Raw genomic sequence first — 11,950 nt, forward strand, 5'->3', positions numbered from 1 at the left:
TTCATGTGATATACAGTTATTTCCCCATAATCTTCTCTATGAAAAAGAGAACGTTTTCTTACCTTTTCTTCATAAATCAATTAAGAAATGTAAGACTATACAAGTGAGAATTAAAAGGAACACTTGTTCTTATTTTAACAAACATCCTCATCCATGTCTATACGATTTCTAAAATAAATCAATTATTTTTCTGACATTTCTTTCTTTTTTATCTTTTATCTCATACAATAAACATACAGACAGGCAAAGGGGGAATTTGCAAATGATTGCTTTTTTTATTGATTTTGTCACTGTTGCTGCCCTCATCATCGGAATCACAGCATTGATTGGTGTCATTACAAATAGCATTGGTGAAAAACTCTTTGGCGGAAAAGAAAAAATGAAGTTTGTTAATAAAAGCTTGGATGTCCAATCTGGCTGGAACCAAGTTGGCGGAAAAGGTATTTATAAGAAACGTACGTATTAAAAAAGCAGGCGGTTAGCCTGCTTTTTTTATTTTTCTACAGATGCCCACTTAAAGCTTAAATCGCCGCCATATTTATGGTTGTACATATTTTTAATTGATTCTCTTTGTATATATGCTCTACCACGTTGGTATACTGGAACAATCGCAGCGTCATCAAATAACATTTTCTCTGCTTCTAGTAATTTTTTCCAACGGCCATTTACATCGCTTCCATCTTTCTTCGCTTTCATGATAATTTCATCATATTTCGGATTAGAGTATTTCATTTTATTTTGCGATCCGTCCGTCACAAACATATCAAGGTATGTAACTGGATCTGGGAAGTCTGCGCTCCATCCAGAGAATGACATAACATAATCGCCCGCATCTTCTAGTTTTAGTTTTTGCGCGAATGGTTGTTGTTTAATTTTCACTGTTAAACCTGGTAAATTCTTTTCTAATTCACCTTTTAAATATTCACCTGTTTTCTTCGATAATTCAACATCTTCATTTAATAACTCTAATTCGATTTCATTTTTACCAAGCTCTTTTTTACCAGCTTCCCAATATTTCTTCGCTTCTTTCACGTTTGGTTTTACAATATCTCCATTTACAGCACGGAAGTCTTTCTTATCTGGCCCTTTAATGAAGTTATCAGGAATTAATCCTGTTGCTGGCTTAGAACCGTTATTTAATAATGTATCAACGAACGGCTTACGTTCAAAAGCAAGTGAAATTGCTTTACGAATATTTTTATTTGCTAAAGCTGGGTCTTTTTGATTTAAACGAAGGAAGAATACAGATGTATCTTCTACTGTTTGGAAATCTGGTTTTCCTTTATATTTATCGATGAACTCTGCTAATAGCGTCGCTCGATCGACTGCGTTTGTTTCATATAAATTAATTGGCGTAGACGTATCTTTTACAATATTAAAGTTTACTTCCTCAATCTTCACTTCTTTATTGTCCCAATATGACGCGCTTTTTGTCATTTTAAAGCTACGTTCATGTTGCCAATCACTTAATGTAAATGGTCCGTTATAAAGTGTTGTATTCGCTTCCAAACCAAACTTCGTACCTTGCTCTTTCACAAACTTTTCATTCACAGGATAAAAGATTGGATATACCATTAAATCTACAAGGTATGGAATTGAATTGTCTAATTCCACTTCTAATGTATGATCATCAATCGCTTTCACGCCTAATTGATCTGGACTCATCTCTTTTTTATTAATTTTCTCTGCATTTTTTATATCGTACATAATGTAGGCTGATTTCGCAGCTGTATCTGGGTTAATCGCTCTTTGCCATGCGTATACGAAATCCTTCGCCGTCACAGGCTCACCATTTGACCATTGTGCGTCTTCACGTAATTTAAATGTATATTTTTTACCGTCTTCTGACTTTTGGAATTCCTTCGCTACACCAGGAACTAGCTTATCATCTTTCCCTAAACTGTATAAGCCTTCCATCGTATTAGTCATTACTCTTGAAGAAACCGCATCAGCTGATAACGCTGGGTCCATCGTTGGAATTTCTTGTGTTTCAATTAAGTTAATAACTTGCTTCGCACCGCTTTTCCCGCTATCCCCTTTTGCGTTCGCTTGCGGTTCATCTTTTTGGTAGCTACATGCCCCTAACATCATGCTCATCGCTACTGTTGATACTACAAAAACTGGCATCTTTTTTTTCATACTTCCACCCTCCACAAAAATGTTAGCCCTTTCATTTTCAAACAAAAAGAAATATATATATGTTCTAACAATTCATATTATACACACAAATATATTTTTTGTATATTCATATTTCTATTTTATTAAAATTTTCTGTTAAAAAATAAACCTTTGTAAACGTTTCATATTGCTGATTATCCTTACTAAAGTGTTGAAAATGAATGTTTTTATATTTTTCTAAATTATCAGATAAAAGTAAATTTTATATCCTATAATACTTTGCGCATAATTATCCTTCTCTTTTTATCATAAAATAGCGCTACCTTCATAATAAAGATATGTAGGTTAAAATGAGTGCAAAGGATAGGAAATTATGTTACGATACACCTTGCTAAAAATAGATATCGGTAAAGAGGGGACGGACATGGCAGCAATTCAGGCAAAAAACGGGCCGACAGAGAAATTAAGTTTATTCTTATTAACATGGCCTATTTTTCTAGAAGTTTTTCTATTTATGTTAATGGGGATCGCTGATACTTTCATGTTAAGTGCATTATCAGACGATGCTGTATCTGGGGTTGGTGCAGCGAATCAATATCTCCATATCGCTATTTTGGTACTAGAAGTCATCGGGAACGGCGCAGCTATCGTCGTATCTCAATACCTCGGTTCCAAACGTTTTATGGAAGCATCTAAAATATCAGCTTTAGCCGTCACATTAAATTTAGTGGTCGGACTCATTATAAGCGCTGGTTTTCTTTTATTTTCAAAACATATGATGATGGCAATGAACTTACAAGGCGATGTACTCATGTATGCGCAAAACTATTTATCCATCGTCGGAGGCGCTATTTTCCTTCAAGCTATTATTAATTCATTAGCCGCAATTATCCGCGTACACGGCTTCACAAAGCAAGCGATGTTTATTTCACTTGGAATGAATATTATTCATATCGCTGGAAACTACGTACTCATTTTCGGGAAGTTTGGTTTCCCAGAACTCGGTGTACAAGGGGCTGCCATTTCTTCTGCTGTCAGCCGACTTATCGCACTTATCGTTTTCTTCTGGTTACTGTACCGCGTTATGGAATACCGTGTGAAATTACAATATTACTTCACCTTATCAAAAGAATACATCGGGAAAATTTTAAAAATCGGGATTCCATCTGCATTTGAGCAGGTTATGTATCAAGCTTGCCAAATTGTCTTCTTATACTATGCAACATACTTAGGAACGGAATCATTAGCGGCTAGACAATACGCTACGAACATTTCTATGTTCACTTATTTATTCGCGATTGCGATCGGTATGGGAACAGCCATTATTATCGGACGCCTCGTTGGCGGTGGTGAAAAAGATGAAGCGTATGAACGCGTATGGAAAAGTGTAAAATGGGCAATTGGCGTCACTTTATGTATGGTCGCTCTCGTCGTTACATTCCGTACACAATTAATGGGACTATTTACAGATAATCCGCACATTATTACGTTAGGTGCATCAGTTCTTTTACTAAGTGTACTACTTGAAACGGGACGTACGATGAACATCGTCATTATCAATTCACTTCGCGCAGCTGGTGATGCAAAGTACCCCGTTTTAATCGGTGCATTCTCTATGGTGTTAATGAGTTTACCACTCGGCTACTTTTTCGCCTTCCATTTAGATATGGGGCTCGCTGGTATTTGGCTAGCGATTGCTATTGATGAATGGACACGTGCCATCATTATGTTCTTCCGCTGGAAAAGTAGAGCGTGGGAACGTTATGCACTCGTTAAACCTGAAGAACAAGAGGAGTGTGTTTCTGTTCAGGCACAGTAATACTCGTTTAATTAAAATGCATTCATCGGAAAATAACATTTATATTCACTTACCGACAAATGTTAACAATACAACTGTTTATAGAATAGAAAAAGAGCCATCCTTCTGTAGCGGAAGAATGGCTCTTTTTCTTATTGATAAATCTCTTTATATTTCTTATACTCTGCTTCAGAACATAATACGAAATGTCCTGGGCGAATTTCACGCATTGTTGGTGCTTCACTAGCATAATCATGCTGAGATGGATCGTATACGATACGTTTACGATTGCGCTCATAATCTGGATCTGGAAGCGGAATTGCTGATAATAGTGATTTAGTATATGGATGAATTGGATTCGCATATAACTCTTCACTTGTTGTTAGCTCAACGATTTGACCACGGTACATTACGCCGATGCGGTCACTAATGTATTTTACCATTGATAAATCATGGGCAATGAATAAGTATGTTAAACCTTTTTCCTTTTGTAACTTTTTCAGTAAGTTTACAACTTGCGCCTGGATTGATACGTCAAGTGCTGAGATTGGCTCATCGGCAATGATAAATTCAGGCTCTACAGCAAGTGCGCGGGCGATACCGATACGTTGACGTTGTCCACCTGAGAATTCATGCGGGAAACGGTTTGCGTGCTCTTTATTTAAACCAACTGTGATTAATAATTCATGAACACGGTCCATACGCTCTTTTTTGCCTTTTGCTAGTCCGTGAATATCAATACCTTCTGCAATAATATCCCCTACTGTCATACGAGGGTTTAATGATGCATATGGATCTTGGAAAATCATTTGCATTTTACGGTTGAATTTCTTCAGCTCTGCACGTGATTTTTTACCATGTACATTTTCACCATCGAACAACACTTCACCAGCAGTTGCATCATATAAACGAATAATCGTTCTTCCAGTTGTCGATTTACCACAACCTGATTCGCCTACAAGACCAAATGTTTCTCCGCGGTAAATATCAAATGAAATATCATTAACCGCTTTGACAACACCACCACTCACGTCGAAGTGCTGTTTTACATTTTTTACTTCAATTAATTTCTCACGTTGTTTAGTCATGTTGTTCACCTGCTTTCATTTGAAGAATGCGTTTTTCAACGACTGCCGGTGGTTTTACTTCTGGAGCTTGCTCGTGAAGTAACCAAGTTGCCGCATAGTGTGTATCACTTACTTTAAATAAAGGTGGGTCCATTTCAAAATCAATTTTCAATGCCTGTGGATTACGTGGTGCAAAAGCATCTCCCTTTGGCGGCTTTAATAAATCTGGAGGCGTTCCAGGGATTGCGTATAACTCTTCTTCTGAACCATCTAAACTTGGCATAGATGCGATTAAGCCCCAAGTGTATGGATGTTTTGGATTGTAGAAAATTTCATCAACCGTTCCAATTTCAACAACTTTACCTGCGTACATAACTGCTACGCGGTCCGCAACGTTTGCCACTACACCTAAGTCATGTGTAATGAAAATGATTGCCGCTTCTGTTTTTTGCTGAATGTCCTTCATAAGCTCTAAAATTTGTGCCTGAATTGTAACGTCTAGCGCTGTTGTCGGCTCATCGGCAATTAATAATTTCGGGTTACAAGCTAACGCCATCGCAATAACTACACGCTGTCTCATACCACCTGAGAATTGGTGAGGATATTGTTTTAAACGCGCTTCTGGATTCGGAATACCTACAAGGTCGATTAATTCTAACGCAACTTTACGTGCGTCTGCTTTACTCATCCCTTGGTGTTTAATAAGACCTTCCATAATTTGATTCCCAATTGTCATCGTTGGATTTAATGATGTCATTGGATCTTGGAAAATCATCGCGATATCTTTCCCGCGCACTTGCTGCATTTCTTTTTCTGTCAGTTTCGTTAAGTCACGACCTTCAAATACGATTTCACCGTTTTTAATGCGCCCTGGAGGATTCGGAATTAATCCCATTAACGCTTTAGAAGTAACTGATTTACCAGAACCAGATTCTCCTACAATCGCTAATGTTTCTCCTTTTTTTAAATCAAAAGTAACACCGCGTACAGCTTGTACTTCACCTGCATGTGTATCAAAGGAGACTTGCAAATCTTTTACCTCTAGCAATGTTTTCATTTTTACTTCTCCCCTCTTTTACTTACGCATTTTTGGATCTAACGCGTCGCGTAATCCGTCTGCCATTAAGTTGAATGCTAAGATTAACATACTGATGACAACCGCTGGGATGAACATCATATGTGGATACGTTTGAATTGATTTATAACCGTCATTTACAAGAGAACCAAGTGATGCGAATGGTGGCTGAATACCTAAACCGATGAAGCTTAAGAACGCCTCACCAAACACTGCTGTTGGAATTGTAAACATTGTCATTACGATAATTGGTCCCATTACGTTCGGGATTAAGTGTTTTACAATTAATTGTGTATTTGTTGCACCTAATGTACGAGATGCTAATACATATTCTTGATTTTTTAATTTCAGGATTTGTCCACGAACGATACGTGACATCCCTATCCAACCTGTAATCGCCATCGCGAGTGTAATTGACCATATACCAGATCCCATAATGATTACCATTAAAATAACGATGATTAAGTATGGAATACCGTTAATAATCTCCATAACACGTTGCATAATATTATCTACTCTACCGCCATAGAACGCTGAAATACCTCCATATGCAACCCCAATTACTAAGTCAATCGCCGCTGCTAAAAGAGCGATATATAATGATACACGCGTACCTTCCCATGTTCTTGTCCATAAATCGCGGCCAAGATCATCTGTACCAAACCAGAAATACTCTTTAATATCACGTTTTTCATATTGGTCAACACCATATTGATCCGTACCGTCAAATGGTAGCCAATGAACATTTTCAATAACAGGAATTTTCGGTGGTAATTTCGCACGACCTAAGTCTTGCTCTTTATAAGAATGCTTACTTACCATCGGTCCTAAAATTGCTAGTAATATAATAAGCGCTAATAAAACGAAACCGAACATTGCTCCTTTATGTTGGAACAAACGTCTTCTTACATCTTGCCAAAACGTTAAGCTTGGACGGGCAATGACTTCATTATCAACATTATTTTGATTGGCTTGTTGAAATAAATCTGGAGATAATTTTTGTACATCTTTCATCATTTTTTCCCTCCCGCTAAACGAATACGAGGATCAATAATTCCGTATAAAATATCGACAATGAAAATAACTAAGATGAAAATCGCACTATAGAAAATTGTAGTTCCCATAATAACTGTATAGTCATTCACTGTAATAGATTTAACGAACTGTTCCCCTAGTCCTGGTACAGCATAAATTTGCTCAATAACTAATGTCCCTGTAATTAAACCTGCAACCATTGGTCCTAAAATTGTTACTACTGGAATTAACGCGTTACGAAGTGCGTGTTTAATAATGATAACGCCTTGGCTAATTCCTTTCGCTTTCGCTGTTAAAATGTAATCAGCTTGCATAACTTCAATTAACTCTGCACGAGCAAAACGTGCGATTGTTGCGATAACTGCCATCGATAAAGCGATTGTAGGCATTACGGTAAACTCTGGTCCTTTCCAGAATGCTACTGGGAACCACCCAAGTTTTACCCCTACGAAATATTGTAGTAATGCGGCGAATACGAACGATGGTACCGACATCCCGAGTACGGAAATAATTGTCGCCCCATAATCGACCCACGTATTGTTACGAAGTGCCGCAACGATTCCTAAAATTAAACCGATAAATGTTCCTAATATAATCGCTTGTAAACCAAGTTGTGCTGATGGTCCAATACGATCCACAATCATATCTGTTACTGGACGGTTATCATATTGGAATGATACCCCTAAATCACCTTTTGCTAAGTTACCTAAGTAACGTGCATATTGAACTGGTACTGGATCATTTAAACCATATTTTTCAAGAATGATTTCTTTTTGTGCCGGTGATAGTTTCTCCTGGTTTTTAAGCGGAGAACCCGGAAGTAATTTCATCAAAAAGAAAGTCAGTGTAGTAATTAAAAATAATGTCAAAGCCATGTACACGAAACGTTTTAATACATAACGTCCCATAGTCAAGCACCTCCCCGTTTTTCTCAAAAGCAATAAGATAGTTTAAAATATTCTTACTTTTATTTTTTTAAAATAAGAGCATATGCCCATCATAGGCATATACCCTTATTCATGATGGAAACCATTTTTAGTTTTTTAGTTCAACCCACTTATAGCTAAATTCTCCGCCATATTTATGTTCTAATAGGCCAGTAATTGAGCCACGTTGTAAATAAGCTTTTCCTGGTTGATATACTGGAGCAATCGCTGCATCTTCAAGCAGTTGTTTTTCTGCTTGTAATAATGCATCCCAGCGAGCTTGTACATCAACTTCTGTTTTCGCTTTTTTAATTAAATCATCATACGCTGCATTTGCGTAATTTACTTTGTTTTGCGCATTACCTGTCGTATACATTTCAAGGAATGACATTGGATCCATATAATCTGGACTCCATCCCGCGTATGACATTGCGTAATCTCCACTTGCTTCAAGTTTTAATTTTTGTGCAAATGGCTGCATTTTTGTTGAAACTGTTAAACCTGGTAAGTTCTTTTCAAATTGGCCTTTTAAATACTCTCCGATTTTTTTAGCATCATCAGTATCAAAGTTTAATAGCTCTAACTCTACTTTGTCTACACCAAGTTCTTTTTTACCAGCTTCCCAGTATTTTTGAGCTTCTTTAATATCCTCTTTTATAAGCTTTCCGTTTTCTTCACGGAAGTCTTTTCCATTCGGACCTTTTGCTAAGCCTTTCGGAACAAAACCATATATCCCCTCTGAACCATCGTTTAAGATAACTTTCCCGATATTTTCACGCTCAAAGGACATTGCAATTGCTTTTCGGATATTTTTATTTGCTAAAAATTTATTCTTTTCATTTAAGCGAATAAATTGTGTAGATGGTCTCTTAATCGTTTTAAAGTCAGCATCTGATTTGTATTTGTCTACAAACTCTGATGTTAAGACTACACGATCAATTGCTTTCGTTTCATATAAATTTATAGCAGTTGAACGATCCTTAACAATATTGAAGTTTATTTCCTCAAGTTTTACTTCTTTATTTTCCCAATACGTTGGATTTTTCTTAAGTTGGAAACTTTGTTCATGCTTCCATTCATTTAATACGAATGGACCATTATAAAGTGTCGTATTGGATTCTAATCCAAATTTTGCTCCTTGTTCTGTTACAAACTTCTCATTCAAAGGATACAATGTTGGATAGACTGTTAAACTTACAAAATAAGGAACAGGGTTATCTAATTCCACTTCAAGTGTATGATCATCAATTGCCTTTACACCAAGTTCTTCAACTGGTAATTCTTTTTTGTTAACTTTCTCCGCATTTTTAACATCAAATAGTATGTAAGCAAACTTGGCACCCGTGTTTGAATCTACAGCTCTTCGCCAAGAATAAACGAAGTCTTTCGCTGTTACAGGTTCACCATTAGACCATTTCGCATCTTCACGTAACTTAAATACATACTTTTTGCCATCTTCTGATTTCTCATAAGATTTAGCGACACCTGGAACAAGCTTATCGTCTTTCCCCAGACGATATAATCCTTCCATTGTGTTATTCATGATGTTAGAAGATGCTGCATCTGTTGATAACGTCGTATCCATAGTTGGGATTTCAGCTGTCTCGGTTAGATTTAACACTTGCTTGTTTGAGGATTTTTCTTTTGCGCCTGCTTTATTATCCTCTTTTTGGTAACTACAAGCTCCTAACATACTGACAGTCAACGTCGATGCAAGTAATAACGGTATCTTTTTCTTCATGTTGTGTTGCCTCCCCTAATTGCACTTCCTGTACCCTCACTTGTAAAAATGTAGAATTGAAAGAATAATCTCCAAGTTTCTACAATTTTCATTATACATATAATATAACAATTGTGAATATAGTTTTTTGTTTTTTTGTTAAAATTTTTAATAAAATGTTTATTTTTTTATTTTTTTGTAAAGGGATACGTTAACATTGCTACCATCATCTTGAAATCAGACCTTTAATTGCGTATAATTTTCAAAAAATTAATTCTAGTACATATTATAGCTTTTATAGTATAATAATTCTAGTAATATTTTGACGGAGGGGAACATTTTGAATAAAGTTTTTTTTCATACTTGTATACTAATTTCCATAGCGATAATCGCTTCTAGTATTGGCGCATTCCTCGTTTCATCGCAATTTTTGTTGAATTTTGTCAATATATCGTTTTATGTCGCACTATTTTTTATTCTTATAGGCGGTTTTTTATTCATATTTCAAAATGGATTTTTTAACGTAACAATTTACGCCTTCCAAAGAGTATTTGGTACAAACAAAAAAATTGAGTCTTTAATTGAAGAAGTAGAGGAACCTGTCGATAAGAAAGAACGTATTTATAAAACATATTCATTCAAATGGACGTATCCAATTTGCATTACCGGTATCGTTCTTGGGTTGTTCTCGACCCTCATTAGCTTTACTATTTTGATGTAGTTTGCAAACACTATCCCATATGATATAATAATCAGCAAAACATTTTGTTATAAAACTTTAGTTCTTTCATATTAAAAGAGCTTAGGTAACAATAAATAAATTTATATGTATGCGATGATAAAGAAGAGTACATATTGAGGCAATTTCAGAGAGCTTGTGGCTGGTGTGAACAAGTAATTGCGCAGTATGGAATGGGCTTTTGAGCACCAAACCGAACCGAAAGTAGTAGGCTTTGGCGTTATATCCAAACGTTATTATGGATTAGAGAGATTTCACAGTAGTGAAATAATTAGGGTGGTACCGCGGTCCATTCGTCCCTATAGTTTTTGGGATGAATGGGCTTTTTTGTTTGCCTTCTCTTCCCCATCACGCATTCAAATTTAGGAGGAATTACTTATGTCAGTTATCTTTTCTGGTATTCAGCCGAGTGGAACGATTACACTTGGAAACTATTTAGGAGCTATGAAGCAATTTACAGAGCTTCAAAATGAACACGACTGTTATTTCTGTATTGTAAACCAACATGCGATTACAGTACCTCAAGATCCCGTACAACTTCGTAAAAACATTCGCAGTCTTGCTGCACTTTATGTAGCATGTGGCATCGATCCTGAAAAAGCTACTTTATTTGTACAATCAGAAGTACCAGCACACGCTCAACTAGGATGGATTATGCAATCAGTTGCTTACGTTGGAGAATTAGAGCGTATGACGCAATACAAAGATAAATCTTCTGGTAGAGATTCAGTTCCAGCTGGATTACTAACGTATCCACCATTAATGGCTGCTGATATTTTACTTTACAACACTGAAATCGTACCTGTTGGTGATGATCAAAAACAACATATGGAATTAACACGCGACCTAGCAGAGCGTTTCAACAAACGCTTCCGTGAAGTGTTCACTGTTCCTGAAATTCGTATTCCAAAAGTAGGAGCTCGCGTTATGTCATTAACAGAACCTACGAAAAAAATGAGTAAATCTGATCCGAATCCAAAAGCAATGATCAGTATGCTTGATGAACCAAAAACAATTGAAAAGAAAATTAAAAGTGCTGTAACTGATTCTGAAGGTATCGTGAAATTTGATAAAGAAAACAAACCTGGAATCTCTAACTTATTAACAATCTACTCTTCATTCTCTGGAAAAACAGTTGAAGAAATAGAAGCAATGTACGAAGGAAAAGGATACGGAGACTTCAAAGGCGACCTAGCAGCAGTAGTCGTAGAAGCAATTCGTCCAATCCAAGACAAATATAACGAACTAATCAACTCACCAGAACTAGACGAAATTCTAGACAAAGGTGCAGAAAAAGCAAACCGCGTTGCATTCAAACAACTACGCAAAGTAGAAAACGCAATGGGACTAAGCAGAAAACGTAGGTAACATATAAAGCGGAGGCGACTGTTTAGCCCTGACGGCTAAGGTTCTTCCCCACAGAAGGTGCTTTTTACCTTCTCGTGGGGAAGGTTCTTAGACGCGAAGGGCTA

General features: G+C 36.6%; 10 protein-coding genes and 1 other annotated feature. Of the genes, 4 read left to right on the forward strand and 6 right to left on the reverse strand.

The annotated features are described in order from the left end of the window. Positions 1-262 precede the first annotated feature (262 nt). Positions 263-466: a hypothetical protein gene (locus ACUN0F_RS27565; protein ID WP_000559978.1), complete on the forward strand. Its 204-nt coding sequence runs from the start codon at positions 263-265 to the stop codon at positions 464-466. 26 nt (positions 467-492) lie between these two features. Here ACUN0F_RS27565 and ACUN0F_RS27570 read toward each other — a convergent pair whose 3' ends face one another. Further along, the gene (locus ACUN0F_RS27570) at positions 493-2,139 is read right to left on the reverse strand and encodes a peptide ABC transporter substrate-binding protein (protein WP_445540486.1); all 1,647 of its coding nucleotides are present in this window, start codon (positions 2,137-2,139) and stop codon (positions 493-495) included. A gap of 352 nt (positions 2,140-2,491) precedes the next feature. Between ACUN0F_RS27570 and ACUN0F_RS27575 the strand changes: the two genes are divergently transcribed. Further along, positions 2,492-3,937 (forward strand): MATE family efflux transporter, encoded by a 1,446-nt coding sequence (locus ACUN0F_RS27575; RefSeq protein ID WP_142354633.1) that lies wholly within the window; start codon positions 2,492-2,494, stop codon positions 3,935-3,937. Positions 3,938-4,068: 131 nt separating this feature from the next. On the opposite strand, the gene ACUN0F_RS27580 is transcribed toward ACUN0F_RS27575, so the two are convergent. The 5 genes from ACUN0F_RS27580 to ACUN0F_RS27600 form a co-directional block, all read right to left on the reverse strand. After that, positions 4,069-5,004, reverse strand: coding sequence for an ABC transporter ATP-binding protein (locus tag ACUN0F_RS27580; protein WP_000166340.1), 936 nt, complete (start codon positions 5,002-5,004; stop codon positions 4,069-4,071). Further along, positions 4,997-6,040, reverse strand: coding sequence for an ABC transporter ATP-binding protein (locus tag ACUN0F_RS27585; protein ID WP_000854346.1), 1,044 nt, complete (start codon positions 6,038-6,040; stop codon positions 4,997-4,999). The genes ACUN0F_RS27580 and ACUN0F_RS27585 overlap by 8 nt, the downstream gene beginning before the upstream one ends. Before the next feature lie 18 nt (positions 6,041-6,058). Further along, the gene (opp3C, locus tag ACUN0F_RS27590) at positions 6,059-7,075 is read right to left on the reverse strand and encodes an oligopeptide ABC transporter permease (protein ID WP_000974096.1); all 1,017 of its coding nucleotides are present in this window, start codon (positions 7,073-7,075) and stop codon (positions 6,059-6,061) included. Further along, a complete protein-coding gene (gene opp3b / locus ACUN0F_RS27595; protein WP_000534165.1) occupies positions 7,072-8,001 on the reverse strand; it encodes an oligopeptide ABC transporter permease in 930 nt (309 codons plus the stop codon). Before opp3b ends, opp3C begins: the two co-directional genes overlap by 4 nt. Positions 8,002-8,128: 127 nt before the next feature. Continuing rightward, complete coding sequence (locus tag ACUN0F_RS27600) at positions 8,129-9,760, reverse strand: peptide ABC transporter substrate-binding protein (RefSeq protein ID WP_000727226.1); 1,632 nt, start codon at positions 9,758-9,760, stop codon at positions 8,129-8,131. 319 nt (positions 9,761-10,079) lie between these two features. Between ACUN0F_RS27600 and ACUN0F_RS27605 the strand changes: the two genes are divergently transcribed. After that, positions 10,080-10,460, forward strand: coding sequence for a DUF3899 domain-containing protein (locus ACUN0F_RS27605; protein WP_001045006.1), 381 nt, complete (start codon positions 10,080-10,082; stop codon positions 10,458-10,460). Between the two features lie 105 nt (positions 10,461-10,565). Then, positions 10,566-10,782: a binding site (T-box leader), on the forward strand. Between the two features lie 74 nt (positions 10,783-10,856). Beyond that, positions 10,857-11,846 carry a tryptophan--tRNA ligase gene (gene trpS / locus ACUN0F_RS27610; RefSeq protein WP_000110998.1) on the forward strand — a complete coding sequence of 330 codons (990 nt, stop codon included), beginning with the start codon at positions 10,857-10,859 and terminating at the stop codon, positions 11,844-11,846. Positions 11,847-11,950: the final 104 nt, after the last annotated feature.

The organism is Bacillus sp. 1A, from assembly GCF_052682215.1.